This window comes from Flagellimonas spongiicola (assembly GCF_023502425.1).
Taxonomy (GTDB): Bacteria; Bacteroidota; Bacteroidia; order Flavobacteriales; family Flavobacteriaceae; genus Flagellimonas; species Flagellimonas spongiicola.
In genome coordinates this window covers 1,063,118-1,078,386 of record NZ_JAMFMA010000001.1, presented here as the reverse complement: position 1 = coordinate 1,078,386, position 15,269 = coordinate 1,063,118, and the positions used below count along the sequence as shown (strand labels likewise).

The window sequence follows — 15,269 nt, the reverse complement described above, 5'->3', positions numbered from 1 at the left end:
TTGTTTTGGGTCTAAAGAACAACATTATATAATCCAGACATCTAAATAAATTGTTTTTGAAAATGTATTCTATGTATTATTTCAAAGCGAAACAACCAAACGCCCTACTGCTACTTCTTCTTTAATTTTTCCCATTTCTGAATGATCTCCCGTTCTTTTTCCATGGAAAATCCGCCTACTTTAATACCCTTATTGACTTCCCCAAACCGCAACTCATCATTGGGGTATCTACTTTTATACCCCCTTATCTGATCCACAATCAACTTTTTCAAAGACCTATTCTTTAAACCATTTTTCAATGCCTTGTTAATGTCGAAATGATAGGAGCCTTTTGGATTGGGTTTCCAAGCTGAAACAATCTTGTACGGAATAAGCCCCTGTTCGATCAAAAAATCACCATCAACCCATACCAGTTTTTTAGGCTTGCCCGTTACCTTGATCAGATTTTTGATATAATCCCTGAAAGGAATGGATTTATAGGCCACATTAAATGGTCCGTAATTATTATTCTCTGCACAGGTGACGATAAACTTGCAAAGACTTTTCACATCAGTCATTTGGTAAAAGTGCTTTTTGGCATCAGGAACCAATATATCACCACCTCGTGCAAATCGTATTGGCCAATAGTTTTCTTCGTTGGGATTTGTATGGTCTGGCCTTCTAAAATCCCGCATCCCATGAGAGCGGTAGACCGTGTATCTAGATAGCGTTTCGGCAATTGTATTTTCCGCTAATGTCTTACGGATGGCGTACCTGAAATTGGTTTCAATTCGGTTGGGAAATTCAGGTACAGGATTTAGGTTGGCTGTTTCCTTGATTCCCATTTCATTCCAATCATGATATACTGAAACTGATGAAATATAGTGGTAATGACCAAAGTCTTCTTTGAATTCATCAATAAAATCCTGTACAGCCTTAGGCGATTTTTGCCATGTATCAACAACACAGTTCCAATATGTATTTCTAATGGTCTCCGCATTAGCTTTCAAATCCAAGCGATCCTCCTTTTCACGATCACATTTGATCAATGGTAGCTCTGGAAAAAGGTCTGGATTGGTTATGCCTCTATTTAGCAGTGTCACGGACCAACCATTGTCAAGAAATGCCTCTACAATACTAGGGCCAACAAAGTTAGTTCCGCCAAGAACCAATACATTCTTATTGCTGCGTTTGGTTTTCCCATATAGCATCGGGGATGTTGCAGCCAACAATACCGACCCTGAAAATGCCTTTAAAAAATCTCTCTTGTTCATACTGAAGTTTCTATTGTTTTATTCCTCCTTCAGTTAAAATTAGATTGCCTTTCTGGACTAGAGACTACTAGAAACTAGGTTTGGGATATACGTCAATGTATATGGGAAGTATGTCTCAATGCTGAATTTGGGACAGGGTGGATTTAACAAAGGTTTTGCCTATAGGGAAGGTCTTATTGGACTTGGTTTGAACTGAATAAGAGTACTTTGACCGCTTTTTTACAGCATAAATTACACTTATATTGATAATTGTTGACCGACTTACTCGAATGAAATCATACTCTTTTAAACTGTCGAAAACCGATTGCAACGTATTACGCACAACGATTTGCTCTCCGTTTATCATACTTATCGTGAGGTAGTTCTTTGCAGACTCTACCCACTCTATCTCCGCAGGATTTAATTGATATTTGGATTTACCATCCTTAACGACTAGTTTTTTCTTTCTCGCTTCAGTTGGTGTCTTTGTATTGCTTTTCAGAAAGGTGCCGTATACATAATCGAATAAAAAATAGAGACCAATAGTGATATAAAGGTTTTGAAACCATTTCTTGGATAATTGATGCAAAACGTCATCAATGAAAGGTCTGCTAGGTTCAAAAATGACAAGGAAGGACAGGTTGGAAATCAAAACATGTAAAATTGGTACGCTAAAACAGCAAATAGTCAATTCCAAGCCCCTAGGGATTTTGCTTATAAACCCCTGATGATTGTTTTTGATTTGGAATATGAGCGTGAAAATCAAAAACCATATACTCCAATCCACTAGGGACCAAACAAAGGAACGTCCCACGTTTTGACCATAATAAAAAACGTAATGACTCAATTGCAGTAGCACAGCAATTAAAAGCGCTGTGCCATAAACTGCTATTACAATTTTTGATGAGATAGGTTTGTTTAAAGCAGTCATCTCCTCTATTGTGATTTTATTATCGCGTTTAAAGATGGCACTTTTATCACAAATCAATTAGTGCCACCTACCGAAATTTGTGGAATATTGGCCGATTTGGTGTTGATTCCCTTAATCTCAGTATTTATGATGCTATTCAATGTACTTTTGGCGGCGTTAACCTCGCCTTTTAATTCCGTCAACCTTGCCAATTGCGGTTGTGTTGGTTTGGCTGTTGCGCTGTTTACCGCTCGCATCACGGAGCGGATTTCCTCTCGTATTCGTGGTCTTTGACGATACGTCATTGATGGCGGAGGTCTTTTTAAGATATCATCTTGTAAATCTGTAATTTTTCGTATCGCGCTTGTAATTTCGTCAACTAGTGATTGCTCAATATTCTGTTCTTTGTTTTGTTCCAATTTGGCCTTTAACGCCTTTAGTTGCGTCAAATACGTATTGGTGTTATTGATCATCACATGTGTACGAGATAATAATTCCCGAAGTTCCAACAACGTTTTGGTTTTGGATTCGTAATCCTCTTGTGTAAGTTCCATTCTAGGATCTGCACGTACTTCAATGGGTGTTTCTAGAACTTCCCCATTTACTTTTAAACGGGCGGTATAATTTCCTGGGGCAACAAATGGATGCATTGGACCAGAGAAAAATCCTCCCCCAGTGTCATTATCCATCTTTGTGGCGGCTTCATGTCCTAAATCCCAGACGATTCGATTTACTCCAATTTGAAGTGTGGTGTCTTTTAAAGTCCGAATGATAGTATTGTCGGAATCCAAAATCTCCACTTCCGCAGTATTTGTGCTTTCATCCGAGACATAAAAATTGATATTAGCCCCGTAATCAGGATTTTTTGCACTATAGTGACGGTCACCTAGATTTTCTATTCGCCAGAACATATGCCATAAGGTTGATCTACGTACCGGGAAAATATGCGCAGATTTACCTTTCGTATCGGCCATTTCCTGCAACGGTCTTATATCATCTAAAATCCAAGCTCCCCTGCCATGTGTACCTACAATCAAATCGCGGTCTCTTGGTTGTATTCGTAGATCACGTACAGAAACATTTGGTAAATTATTATTGATTTTAGACCAAGATTGTCCTTTATTCCAACTGGCATAAATTCCATGTTCCATTCCAGCATATAAAAGATTTGGATTTATAGGATCCTGCCGGATGACTTTTACATAGTCATCCTGAGGTAAACCATTTGTGATTTTAGACCACGTTTTTCCATAGTCAGTGGTCATGAAGGCATAGGGTCTAAAATCATCCATTCTATGTTGGTCCACGGTCACGAAAGCCGTTCCGGCATCATGTTCTGATGCATGGATTTTAGACACCCATGCAAATGGCGGAAGTCCTTTGATACGATCCTTAAGGTTCTTCCAAGTTGCACCTCCATCTCGAGTTAGTTGTACATTGCCATCGTCAGTACCAGCCCAAATCACACCTTTTTCCACTGGGGATTCATCCAAATAGAGTATGGTGCAATGAAATTCAGCTGCCGTGTTGTCCTGATAAATCGCTCCCCCAGAAGTTCTTTGTTTGGATTTATCATTGGTTGTTAAATCACCGCTGATTTCTTCCCAAGAATGTCCGCGATCTGTAGATTTAAAAACTACATTCCCGGCGGTGTAGACTGTATTTGAATCATGTGGGGAAATCACTATTGGGGCATCCCAATTAAAACGATACTTGTGGTTTTCAATGGCATCACCAGCTGAACCAATAATTTTAGGATAGGGATGTATGGTTCGCACGTTTCCATAGCGGGAATCGACATGGAAAATAACACCTCCTTGCAAGTTTGCATATACTTCATGTTCACTTCCCGGAACGGGTACGGCATAGTAGCCATCTCCAAAGGCAAGTCCTTTCCAATGTCTCTTTAGAATTCCGGCCGAATACAAGGAATTACTTGGCCCTACCCATGTACCATTATCCTGTAGCCCCCCATAAATATTATAGGGATCTTTGTTGTCAATGAATATCTGATAGAACTGCGATAATTCAACATTGTTTATGATTTCCCAGCTATCGCCGCCATCATGGGAAATATGGTATCCACCATCACTTCCATTAAGTACGCGATTTGAGTTAGTAGGGTCAATCCAAAGTGCTTGATGATCTCCGTGTACTGTTGTTGCTATTCGTTTCCAAGATTTACCGCCATCCACGGATCGACTTAGCCTTCCTGAAATGGAAAAGAGAATGTCAGGATTGTTTGGGTCCACCCTAACATCGCTATAATAAAAAGGTCTAAAGTTAATATTTGGGTCATCATTTACCATAAACCAATTATCACCTCTATCGTTGGAGCGGAAAGCCGTTCCCCCACCCTCAAATTCAGTCATCAGATAAATAATGTTTGGTTCGCTTTGCGCTATATGGATTCCCGGTCTTGCCATAGGCGTTTTTGGGAGTCCGTTCATTATCTTTTTCCATGTCTTACCGCCATCCATAGTGCGGTAAATTGCTGTTTCTTTTCCTCCGTCATCAAAACGCCAAGGTCTTCTTCGAAACGTCCACATTCCTGCATACATTATTCTGGGATTGCTCCTGTCCATTGCAATATCGGCGCATCCCGTGTCTTCATCGATATACAAGATTTTATCCCATGTTTTACCGCCATCCATGGTTTTAAACACGCCTCGTTCGGGATTAGCACCCCACTCCTTACCTAATGCACATACGCAGGCTACATCAGGGTTATTTGGGTCCACAACAATTCGTTTGATGCGCTCCGTCTCTTTTAATCCCAAATGTTCCCAGTTTTTACCAGCATCTACAGAACGATAAACACCCCAGCCATATCCTACACTGTTTCTTGGGTCACCTTCACCGGTTCCAACCCATAGCACATTGTGATCCGACGGCGCTATAGTCAATGCCCCAATGGAATAGGCACGCTGCCCTTCAAAAATGGGAGAAAAATCGACTCCGCCATTGGTGGTTTTAAAAATACCTCCATCAGCGCCAGATATATAAAAAGTACTCGGGTCACCAGGAATTCCATCGATATCTGTTACCCTTCCACCCATATTGGCTGGACCAATTGCCCTCCATTCATAGGATTTTAAAGCATCAGCATAATTGTTTTGTTGGGCAAGCATAACTGCTGAGAACAGGAATGCCCCAACTATATGGAGAAGCGTGGAATGTTTCATAGTGGAAAAGAATTAGTCAGTTGAAAATCAGTAACAAAATAGCCAAAATTATGGAAATGGCGATAATAGATTTTGGATTTAACGAACTATAAACCAAGTAGAATTAAGTGGCGATATTTAACGCCACCGTATTAGCGAAAAACCAAGCCCAAAGGTCGTTTGTTTATGGTTGTAATCAATAAGATTCTCTCCGTAGCCATGAAAAATCTGGGCATGCAAATGCAAATAATCCAACAGGCGGATGGCATAATCCAAGCGTAGACTTCCCCTACTCTCATCACCTCCTTTTAACGAATGACGTAATGCAAGACTGATATTGTGGTTGTTTTGGGAAAAAGCAGTTAAAAACTCTGCTTGACCTACATAATTTTCAATATCGGGATTGTTGTCTTCTATTGCTTCTTCTTGAATACGAATCCAAGGATTCAAGACAAAACTCCAATGCTCAGTTTCCCAACCTGCTTGGAACATCACCCTGTTCCAACTGCGGGAATATGGGTTGGAACGACCATTGCTTTGATGGTTAAATCCAATTCCCAAATAAACGCCATCCAATCCAAGAAATTTATAGGACATGGGCAAAACCATGAGGGCTTCCGGTTCATAATTGGTCTCTCTAAAAGGTCTAGAGATAAGTCCATTATAAAACTGCCATTTGGACAATTGAGTGTATGCCACCCATAGATCAACTTTCTGTTTTTTGTTTTTGAACAGCCGGACCATTCTAGTCTTAAAGCTTAATTGAAATGTAAGCTCGGCTTTGTTAAACTCCGTTGGAGTGGTTACTGTGTTTAAAGGATTATCACTCTGAGGTAATTTGTTGATATCGTTTGTATAGTTGATTCCCAATACATAAACTGGCTTATAGGGCAATATCCTAAAGGTTTTTGCTGTATCGTTCTGAATCAGCCAGCGATCTGTTAAACTGGACCCATCCAATGGCATCAATTGTTGTTGTGCCTTGATACCTTCGGTTGTGAATACAAAGGAGCATAAAATGCAAATGCACAATTTACTAAGCTGATTCATGTGTTATGTTTGGTTTTGGTTATTTTCAAGTACAAAAAGACAGGAACCCAAGATTCCCTCATCAATTAAAAATAGGCATTGAAAACCAATTGGAACAGAAACCTTCACGTAAAATAAGAATTACAGCCTCTGCTAGAAAATGATCATACTGAAATGACAATCAGCTATTAACAGTCATTATTCACAATTAACATTCAGTTCTTGATAATCGGATAGTTTTATGTTTCCAATGTTCTGGTCAGAATCAATCTTGATACAGTTTAACTCCGGATTTCTGTTGGCACTCAAATAGGAAAGTCGCGGATACTTACTCACATCCAAACTGGTCAATTCATTACTGAAACAAGACAGGTAATTAAGTACCTGATTGTTGCCAAGTTCCAGAGTAGTCAATCGGTTGTCCCCAACATTCAATGATTCTAGAGATGCATTGCCGGATAAGTCCAATGCACTTAAATGGTTGGTTAAGAGATAAAGGGTTTTCAGATTAGGCAGGCTATTGGCATTAAAATTTGCAAGTTCATTGTGGCTTGCCAATACATGTTCAATACTTGCATTAGCCGTTGTAAACGCAGTTAAATAGTTAAATGAAAGGTTTAACCATTTCAGTTTGGTGACTTGTTCCAAGCCATCAATAGCAGTTAAATCGTTTACTTTTAAATCCAACATGATAAGATTGATGTTCTTTGAGACATCAATACTGGTAATGTCGTTACCTGACAAATTAAGGGTGTCCAATTCGATATTTTTACTTAAATCAACCTCGGATATCCTGTTTCCTGTGGCAATTAACTTTTTAAGGTTAATGAAAGCTTCAATTCCATTAATCGAATTGATCTCGTCACTGGAATTTTCACTCGAAATATCAAGTGATGCGACGCCTTCCGCGTCAGATTTCAATAATTGCTGATTGATCCGTCCATCTGAATCTATACCCAATGCAATTAATTTGCTTTCAAACTGTTCATCTGGAATTGAAACAAATTCTGAATTTAAGCTGTCTTTAATGTCTTCGGAACAAGAAGTTAATGCAAAGGCTAATACTGCCAGAATAGAGGCTTGGGTAATTTTAATCATCGTTTTTTGATTGTTTTTGATTGAATAAATGAAAGAGGGTCATAGCAAAATCCATGCCCAAGCGGTGGTGAAATCTTAACCGTTAATTTTGAGTGGATTAGTACTTCTGCCCTTTTGGCAGCATGACCAGCTGTCCGGCCAGCCAACTAAGAAATGGCGTTGGGTTATTGACTGTCTTCAAGGATTTCAACACCTTTTTCCAGGATGCGGGAATTGGGCCAAATAAGATTTTCACCCTTTTCAGTCTTCATATGTAGAAAAAAACCAGTAATGTCGGTCACCTCACCTTTATAGTCCATGTCCTTGTCCAAAATTCGAATCTTATTGCCAATTCGAATGGGATGATTAAAGAACAAAATGAGCCCAGCCGTGAGATTGGACAATATGGACCATTGTGCAAAAAAGCCAATTCCTAAAATAGTCAGGATAGATGATATAAAAACTATGAGTTGTTTGGATTCAACACCCCAAATGGCCGCCAAAACGATAAGACTAATGCCGTAAATAATCAGATTGTTGATTTTACTGATTATCTTTTTTCGTGTTGGATTTATCAAGCGTGCTTTACCAAACCTACTTATTATCCTACTGGCAATAAAATTCAGTAGCATCAATGCTACCATTACAATCACCGTCCCTAAGATCTCATTGCGATATTCAATCATAACCAAACCATTCTACCGTTCCTTGAAATTATGAAAAAACAGTAGAATAGGCGGATTTGGGCCAAGGTTATTGAAGAAAATACACTGATCACAAGTAAAAAGACCTACTACCCTCCTTACTGGTTTTGGAGCCTTAGGGAAAAACGCATATCATGTGCCTGCACCGAACACGCCGATACAAGCACAGATATGACCACTAGAAAATGTACTGTTACTGTTCGTTTTTATTTGATTTTCAATCCACTAGAATCTGAAAATCTACCTGTGACCAACCAGCCTCCAAAATCCTCGGATACCGCAAGTAGGAGTGTGTTCTTTCCTTTCTTTAAATTCAAATAAATCGCATCAAACAAACCAATGGTACCGAGATAACGATAATCTCTAGACTGGAATCGATTGTTCCCTTTATAAATGGGTTGACTGTTTAAATAGGCTACCACCCTATCGCTGTAACCAAATTCAAATAATTTGGTTTGATCCTTATCTGAAGTAATTGTTATCCGTGCAAACACCGTATTTCCTGGCACATTGTTACGAAGCTCAACTTCTCTTGAGATATTGGCCGCGACCCCTTCTTCAACACTTATGGATTTTCCCCATTTTCTTTTCGCCAATATTGATGATAGGTTTACAGGATCGGACAAATTGCTTTCTTCAAACTTGTCTGATATTTCCCATTCAGGGATTAGATTTTCCAATGGTTTTCGCTCTCCAGGGTTAAAATTCTCGAGAACAGGTTCGGAGTGATCGATCTTAATATTGGCAATATGAACCCCATGATTCATACCACCCGTTAAGCGAATCTTTCCGCTTTTGGGTTCATGGAACAGTTCCCATGAATTGTTAGGCTCTTTGGCATGATCTAAGAATACCTGGGCCTTACGATTTTTGATCACAAGTTTAACATGGGTCCAATCCTTAAAGTTGTACTTATATGGAAAAGAATATTTTTTGCCAAAATAGAACTGCCACGGACTAATGCCATTGATAAGGCCAGTAGCTTGGTTTGCATCAGGGTTACCCCGTTGATGCGGGCGTACATAAAATTGTTCACCGTTGGAACCATTTAACCTGAAATAGATTCCAGGAAACCCTCTTTCATCCTTTAACTGGATGTCATATTCTATTGTGCCATTTAAAAAGGTTACATCTTTCAAGGTCATGGAACCGCCTTGTAAATAAATGGATGGTTGTCCTTTATAAGTTTCAAAAAGATAGCCATCCGCTTCTATGTCCCAATTAATGGTATCCAAAGGGATTGTCTTCTGAGCATAATTTGTAGCGGTAAATGCCAGTGCTATGAAACTAAAAATTAATGATTTTATCATGACTGCTGTTTTTATTGATACCGCTAAGCTCTTTCAAGCCGGTTTAAATCCAAAAACAAGTTGGTTCAAGTTCATTCAATGTGGTTCAGGATACATTTTTTTGTGATCTTTACCATCTAAATGCTATTTGATGTATTCCGATTATAAATTGGTTCAAAAATGCTTGAAGCAAATAGAAGATAGTCTTGGTTGGGGAGACTCCCAGTCTTGGCATAATGATGTGTTTTCAGAATTAAGTGAACGGGTACAGCAGAAAACCAAAGTATTATTGAGTCCGGTCACCTTAAAAAGGGTTTGGGGACGAATTGAATACCAGAGTGCGCCTTCCAAAACCACACTGAACACCCTAGCACAATTTGCGGGCTACGCCAATTGGCGCGATTTTAAGGGTAATTCCATTTCAAAGAAAAAACCCAACGCGTTTAAAAAGATTGCAACGGCAAACTTAGGTGTAATCATGCTGAGTGCTTCGGTTATGACTGTAATTTTTATTTCATTCTTTTCTTTAAAAGGAAGCAATGACAATACCCAAGTAATAGATCCTGATCAAATTTTGTTCAGCAGTAAACCTTTGGCTAAAGGCATGCCCAACTCTGTGGTGTTCGAATTGGATTTGGACAATATCAGCTCTGATAGCATCCATATCCAACAGTATTGGGATCCAACAAAAACCATTGCTTTGACCAAGGGACAAACGCAAGCCACCGGACAATACTATCGACCAGGCTACTTCAGGGCAAAGTTGTTAGTGGATGGCAAAGCAATCAAGCAGCATGACCTTTTTATTAAATCAGAAGGCTGGCTTGGAACGGTGGATTATCAGCCCATTCCAAAATATTTGAACTCAAATCTAGTATATAATGGTTCTTTAGCAATGCCAAATGAAATAATCAAGGAACTTGACCAAAGCGATGAACCTTTACGCACCTCCTTTCATTTTGTAGATGACCTAGAACACATATCAGGAGATAATTTCAAGTTAAATGCTACCCTACAAAACAGCTATAGAGAAAAGTGGGCCGTTTGTCAAAATACTGGAATTGTTATTCTAGGTACCAAAGGTGCTCATTTTGTTTCCTTTTCAATTCCTGGTTGTGTGTCCGATCTTGGTATGATGATGAATGATGTCTATAAAAATGGCAAGGAACACAACCTTTCAGGATTGGGAATTGACTTCACTGAACCTAAAGAGATTGAAATAAGGGTTGAAGATAAAAATCTTACGGTTTCCCATAATGGGGAAACCATGTTCACTGGGTCTTACAATGAAACTGTTGGCCGTCTTGTAGGGATTCGATTTCGGTTTTTAGGTGCAGGTAATGTTCATCAATTTAAAATAACCGATTTGGAAGGGCAAAACGAGATTCTTGCCATTCCAAACCAGTTAATCAACTAGCTATTTTAAGCCAAATCGTCTTTTCCTGCAATCACATAATGATGGCTTATGGAACCTTTGGTCCTAGCCTCTAGATGTGGCAGGTATTCAGGATCTTGCATAAAAGCAATGGCTGCCTCCTTGCTAGGCCATTCCAGCAGAATACGCAAACTCGCAGTCCGATTATCTCCTTCTAGTTGTTCATGGCTAGTAGTTCTAGCTAGGTATTTTCCTCCATGCTTTATAACCAATTCATTGGCTGCAGGCAGGTAGTTGGCAATCCATTCCTCTGAGGTCGGTGTTACGTCCAAAACTGAATAATACGTCATGATGTTGTGGTTAAAAATTACTTCCAGCTTACAATGTCTTTAAATTCCCTTCGTGATTTTGGATGTGCAGGTGCAGCCTTTCTATGTCCAAAAGCAACCATATAGGACAGTCCATACTTTGAGGTGTCCACATCAAATTTTTCAGCTAATAGTTGTTCAACTTTTTCTTGATGGAATCCTTCTATAGGACAGCTATCTATACCCATTAGCGCAGCGGATGTCATCATATTCCCAAGGGCAATATAAGTTTGTTTTGATGCCCAATCGAATAGTTTTTTATCCGTATCCAATGCAAAATCGCGTTCTTGAAATTCCCTATAGAATTTGGAATAGACCTCTACAACATCATCAGGAAATTGCTTTACTTCCTTCATCATATGGTCAATATATGGGGCGTCCCATTTGGTCATAGGTGCTTTCATACTTAAACCTAGTACAAAGTGACTAGCGGTATCAAGTTTTACCGGTGCACCCCAAGCTACTGGCTTAAGCATTTCACGCAATTCCTTATCCTGAACCACAATAAAATGCCAAGGTTCAAAACCAAAAGAACTTGGTGATAAGTGGGCGGTTTCCAGTATAAATTCAATTTCTTCCTGGCTTAATTTTTTACCTGGATCAAATTCCTTAGTAGCATGTCTAAATTGAAATGCACTTAAAATGTCTTCTTTTGAAATAGTTGTTGTATTCATCGTTTTCAAATCTTTTCAGGACAAAATTATAGTACAACACGCCACCCTTTTTAGTATAACTATTGGTGATTATTGTAAAAAAAAAGGTTGTTTAGGTATTTTTACTAATCATTCGATTGAATTACGGTATTTTTGAGGGTAATATTGATGAATATGGAAGTATTAGAGGCATATAAACCTTTTGAAATACAAGAATTGAAGTTATCGGATTGGCGGCAGCGACCTGTTAAAAACAACTTTTTTGAATTGGTGCTTATTCAAGAAGGCAACGGCGTACAGTGTATCAATTACAATGAATACCCCTATAGTAAAAACAGTATTTTCTTGTTGCCCCCACTCAAATGCCATTCCTTCAATATTGCAGATACCACGAATTTTGTATTCTTAAAATTCACAGATTCTTTTTTCAAAAATTCCAATCGCCTTTCGGTAGATCGAAATGTTTGGTTCAAGGAGGCATCATACATTCTATCTAATTACAATCAGTTACCGGGAGATATCATCCAAGATGAACTAGATCGAAATCACCTTTTTGGATTGGTGCAGATTATATTGCAGGAATCGCGAAACTACGGGAATGATTCAGTTTCCCTAATAACTAGTTTGATGACCAGTGTTTTGGAAATCCTTATTCGTAATATTAAGAAAACGACATTGTTGGGCAACACTATTGAAAATAAAGATGAACGCATTACTAGGATACTTTCTTACATCGCAGAAAACATTGACCAACCAGAACGACTTAAAATTGGTCATTTGGCCGAAGTATTCTCCATGTCCCCTACCTATGTAAGCGAGTATTTCCGAAAGCAGGTTCAAATACCCCTGCGTGAATACATAATCAAAGCCAAGCTAAAGCTTGTGGAAATTCGATTGCTAAATTCTGATTATACCTTAACGGAGATTGCAGATGATTTAGGCTTTACCGATGTTAGCCATCTATCCAAAACCTTTAAAAAATACACCGGAAGTTCAATCCGGGAATTCAAACAGCAAGGGGAGTATTTGCTTTTGAAGCGAAATGTTTGTTAGTACCTAATTGGATATTTACTGTCCAATGGATTTCCGATACACTGATGGTGTCATCCCCTCAAACTTCTTAAAGGCACTATTAAACGAAGATAAACTGCTAAAACCAGTATCAAATGCTATGGAAGAAATGGTAAATTTTTGATTCTCCATTTGCGACAACAATTGCTTTGCTTCCTGAATCCGGTAATAATTCACAAAATCATTGAAATTACGGTTTGCATATTGATTGATCAATCCAGAAGTGATTTGTGGAGGTTTCCCGATTAACCCACCTAGCTTGCTCAAGGTCAAGTCAGACTCTAAATATAATTTGCCCTTTACGACCTGTTCTACCAATTGCCCGAACAAGGCTTGATCATTGTTTTCGCCAAATGCAGCTCCATCCAATTCTGGGGTTTTTAGTTGGAATGCTTTAAAGCTGAGAAAATATATAACAATGGAATAAACAATAGGCCCAATGATGTAAGGTATTGCACCGTCCAATATATTCATCACATAGGTCAACCATATCACCGAAAGACCAATAGCAAGATATTGCAACCATGTTATGATCGCTTTTTGGGATTTGGTCAATGTACCTTTTCCCAAGGTTCGCTTTTTCTTATGTAAACTATGCCATACCCAACCTATATAGAAAGCCAGGTGCAAATAGATAAACAACAAACCGCTGGCAAAAACAATGATTACCAGTTCGCTGTTCTCATACCATTCTTGGGTAACAAAGAGACTTGAAACAAAAATCAAGACAAAAGGCAGTAATTCGAAAAGTGACTTTTGTTCCAGTTTGAAATCTGGTTTGGTCATCGCCATATAATACCATCGAAACAAAGGACCAATTAAAAGCAACATAGCCAACCCTACAAATATGAATACCGCTTCAAGATCATCTCCAAAATTCAACATTACTGACTTCCCAATTCGGAATGCCATAAATATTAGGATTAAACCTAGAAGTAAGTTTGGCAACGTGCGCTTCTTCTTAAATACCATCAAATAAAAGGCAAACAGGACTCCATGTAAAAGTCCGGCACTACTAATTATTATCAATGCGATATCTAAAAATTGCAAATTCTGATTTTTTCGAAATGTAGGGAATATTCAGGCAATGGGAAAGCATAGGTTGTCTTGACCTATGCTATTTCCCAAATCATTCTTTCCTTAACAAATCTTATTACTCATTCGCCACGCTTTTGGCATAAGAAGTCAAGCTTACCAAATTGGCAAACCTGCCTAGCTTTCCACGCATTACAGAGACCACACTATGTGCAGCTAAAAGCTGTCTTGCCATTGGTTTATCACTAGTATTGGACATGTACAAGATCATATCTTTGGCAGCTTGTTTTCCATGGTTTTCGTAGGTGATCATAACTTGCATGGCATTTTCAATTGCAGTGATATCCCTGGTTTTTGGCGTATAACCCATTTGGGAAACCATGGTTTCGGCCATTTTCCAAGTAGACCATGGATTTTGCCCTGTAATCAAATTATTGTCGTGACTTATTTGTTCCAGATACATAGCACCAGCATTGAATTTGGCCCCTTTTGATTCCAAACCATCTTGCAATAGAAAAGGGAAAATCTCTTCGGCATCAGGAATCAAGAGTAATTCTTCCTCATTCGTAAAACCACTGACGGTTTTGTTTTTTACCAACGGCATCCCATTGTCTAACGTAACATTAACCAATGCCGCGGGACCATGACAAACTGCTCCCACCACTTTATTGGATTGATATAGTTCTTTTACGATATACTGGATTGCTTTGTTGTTAGGAAAGTCAAACATGGCCCCTTTACCTCCAGCAAAATACACCGCCTCATATTCAGATGGATCAATATCAGCTACTGCGATTGAATTTTTGATTTTTTGCTGAGCGTTATTGTCGTTCAAAAATGCATAGTCATATGGCCCCATGTCTTCATCATCGATTACCACTGGCGGTTCGCCTCCTTTTGGACTTGCAATGTCAACCTCAAAACCGTTGGCCTTAAATACATAATATGCGCGTGATATTTCTGTAAGCTCATATCCGGTGTTTTTTTCTGTATTGCCCATTTTATCCACACTGGTAACCACGGCCAACACTTTGCCGCGATTTGGGACAGGGTTTTCTACCACATAGGCCAAATCATTAACCCGTGTTTTGGAATGATCAATATTTGGATCCCGGTCTGGCAATAAGCTCATAAACCAAAAGCCAAACAATACCAATAAAACAATTATACTTGAGAGTACGATCAAAGTCCATTTAAGGACTGGAAATTTTTTAAGCATGATTCTTCATTTACGATTATGAGGCTAAATAACTGCTAAGCCCCCATAAAAGCTGTCGAAATGATAATTCCGTCAGATTAAATGATAAATCAATTACTCAAGAATGGTTTGAAAAAGTCGTCACCAAAACCAATGGAACAGAA

General features: G+C 38.8%; 13 protein-coding genes. 2 read left to right on the top strand and 11 right to left on the bottom strand.

Annotated elements, in window-relative coordinates; genetic code table 11:
- Positions 1 to 110: 110 nt before the first annotated feature.
- The 7 genes from M3P19_RS05050 to M3P19_RS05020 all read right to left on the bottom strand — a co-directional run bounded on the left by M3P19_RS05050 (position 111) and on the right by M3P19_RS05020 (position 9,426).
- Positions 111 to 1,253, bottom strand: coding sequence for an NAD-dependent epimerase/dehydratase family protein (locus M3P19_RS05050; RefSeq protein WP_249656542.1), 1,143 nt, complete (start codon positions 1,251 to 1,253; stop codon positions 111 to 113).
- Between the two features lie 115 nt (positions 1,254 to 1,368).
- Complete coding sequence (locus M3P19_RS05045) at positions 1,369 to 2,163, bottom strand: LytR/AlgR family response regulator transcription factor (protein ID WP_249656541.1); 795 nt, start codon at positions 2,161 to 2,163, stop codon at positions 1,369 to 1,371.
- A 53-nt stretch (positions 2,164 to 2,216) separates the two neighbouring features.
- Positions 2,217 to 5,327 (bottom strand): hypothetical protein, encoded by a 3,111-nt coding sequence (locus tag M3P19_RS05040; protein WP_249656540.1) that lies wholly within the window; start codon positions 5,325 to 5,327, stop codon positions 2,217 to 2,219.
- Positions 5,328 to 5,444: 117 nt separating this feature from the next.
- Positions 5,445 to 6,356, bottom strand: a complete 912-nt coding sequence (locus M3P19_RS05035) for a phospholipase A (protein ID WP_249656539.1) — start codon at positions 6,354 to 6,356, stop codon at positions 5,445 to 5,447.
- 177 nt (positions 6,357 to 6,533) lie between these two features.
- The gene (locus M3P19_RS05030) at positions 6,534 to 7,433 is read right to left on the bottom strand and encodes a leucine-rich repeat domain-containing protein (protein WP_249656538.1); all 900 of its coding nucleotides are present in this window, start codon (positions 7,431 to 7,433) and stop codon (positions 6,534 to 6,536) included.
- 164 nt (positions 7,434 to 7,597) lie between these two features.
- Positions 7,598 to 8,098, bottom strand: coding sequence for a mechanosensitive ion channel domain-containing protein (locus tag M3P19_RS05025; protein ID WP_249656537.1), 501 nt, complete (start codon positions 8,096 to 8,098; stop codon positions 7,598 to 7,600).
- Positions 8,099 to 8,322: 224 nt separating this feature from the next.
- Positions 8,323 to 9,426, bottom strand: a complete 1,104-nt coding sequence (locus M3P19_RS05020) for a LamG domain-containing protein (protein WP_249656536.1) — start codon at positions 9,424 to 9,426, stop codon at positions 8,323 to 8,325.
- 163 nt (positions 9,427 to 9,589) lie between these two features.
- On the opposite strand from M3P19_RS05020, the gene M3P19_RS05015 reads away from it, so the two are divergent.
- Positions 9,590 to 10,822, top strand: a complete 1,233-nt coding sequence (locus M3P19_RS05015) for a hypothetical protein (protein WP_249656535.1) — start codon at positions 9,590 to 9,592, stop codon at positions 10,820 to 10,822.
- A gap of 5 nt (positions 10,823 to 10,827) precedes the next feature.
- Here the strand turns inward: M3P19_RS05015 and M3P19_RS05010 are convergent, their stop codons facing one another.
- Both M3P19_RS05010 and M3P19_RS05005 read right to left on the bottom strand, forming a co-directional pair.
- Entirely contained in the window at positions 10,828 to 11,130 is a 303-nt protein-coding gene (locus M3P19_RS05010; protein WP_249656534.1) for a DUF1330 domain-containing protein, read from the bottom strand.
- Positions 11,131 to 11,147: 17 nt separating this feature from the next.
- Positions 11,148 to 11,822 carry an NAD(P)H-dependent oxidoreductase gene (locus M3P19_RS05005; RefSeq protein WP_249656533.1) on the bottom strand — a complete coding sequence of 225 codons (675 nt, stop codon included), beginning with the start codon at positions 11,820 to 11,822 and terminating at the stop codon, positions 11,148 to 11,150.
- 153 nt (positions 11,823 to 11,975) lie between these two features.
- On the opposite strand from M3P19_RS05005, the gene M3P19_RS05000 reads away from it, so the two are divergent.
- The gene (locus M3P19_RS05000; protein ID WP_249656532.1) at positions 11,976 to 12,854 is read left to right on the top strand and encodes an AraC family transcriptional regulator; all 879 of its coding nucleotides are present in this window, start codon (positions 11,976 to 11,978) and stop codon (positions 12,852 to 12,854) included.
- A 15-nt stretch (positions 12,855 to 12,869) separates the two neighbouring features.
- Here M3P19_RS05000 and M3P19_RS04995 read toward each other — a convergent pair whose 3' ends face one another.
- The gene (locus M3P19_RS04995; protein ID WP_249656531.1) at positions 12,870 to 13,784 is read right to left on the bottom strand and encodes an AraC family transcriptional regulator; all 915 of its coding nucleotides are present in this window, start codon (positions 13,782 to 13,784) and stop codon (positions 12,870 to 12,872) included.
- Between the two features lie 241 nt (positions 13,785 to 14,025).
- Positions 14,026 to 15,126 (bottom strand): type 1 glutamine amidotransferase domain-containing protein, encoded by a 1,101-nt coding sequence (locus tag M3P19_RS04990; protein WP_249656530.1) that lies wholly within the window; start codon positions 15,124 to 15,126, stop codon positions 14,026 to 14,028.
- Between the last annotated feature and the right edge of the window lie 143 nt (positions 15,127 to 15,269).

Bases quoted from the DNA above. Each gene is read 5' to 3' on its own strand.
- M3P19_RS05050 (WP_249656542.1), bottom strand. From the start codon at position 1,253: ATGAACAAGAGAGATTTTTTAAAGGCATTTTCAGGGTCGGTATTGTTG.
- M3P19_RS05045 (WP_249656541.1), bottom strand. From the start codon at position 2,163: ATGACTGCTTTAAACAAACCTATCTCATCAAAAATTGTAATAGCAGTT.
- M3P19_RS05040 (WP_249656540.1), bottom strand. From the start codon at position 5,327: ATGAAACATTCCACGCTTCTCCATATAGTTGGGGCATTCCTGTTCTCA.
- M3P19_RS04990 (WP_249656530.1), bottom strand. From the start codon at position 15,126: ATGCTTAAAAAATTTCCAGTCCTTAAATGGACTTTGATCGTACTCTCA.
- M3P19_RS05020 (WP_249656536.1), bottom strand. From the start codon at position 9,426: ATGATAAAATCATTAATTTTTAGTTTCATAGCACTGGCATTTACCGCT.
- M3P19_RS05000 (WP_249656532.1), top strand. From the start codon at position 11,976: ATGGAAGTATTAGAGGCATATAAACCTTTTGAAATACAAGAATTGAAG.
- M3P19_RS05010 (WP_249656534.1), bottom strand. From the start codon at position 11,130: ATGACGTATTATTCAGTTTTGGACGTAACACCGACCTCAGAGGAATGG.
- M3P19_RS05005 (WP_249656533.1), bottom strand. From the start codon at position 11,822: ATGAATACAACAACTATTTCAAAAGAAGACATTTTAAGTGCATTTCAA.
- M3P19_RS05035 (WP_249656539.1), bottom strand. From the start codon at position 6,356: ATGAATCAGCTTAGTAAATTGTGCATTTGCATTTTATGCTCCTTTGTA.
- M3P19_RS05030 (WP_249656538.1), bottom strand. From the start codon at position 7,433: ATGATTAAAATTACCCAAGCCTCTATTCTGGCAGTATTAGCCTTTGCA.
- M3P19_RS04995 (WP_249656531.1), bottom strand. From the start codon at position 13,784: ATGGCATTCCGAATTGGGAAGTCAGTAATGTTGAATTTTGGAGATGAT.
- M3P19_RS05025 (WP_249656537.1), bottom strand. From the start codon at position 8,098: ATGATTGAATATCGCAATGAGATCTTAGGGACGGTGATTGTAATGGTA.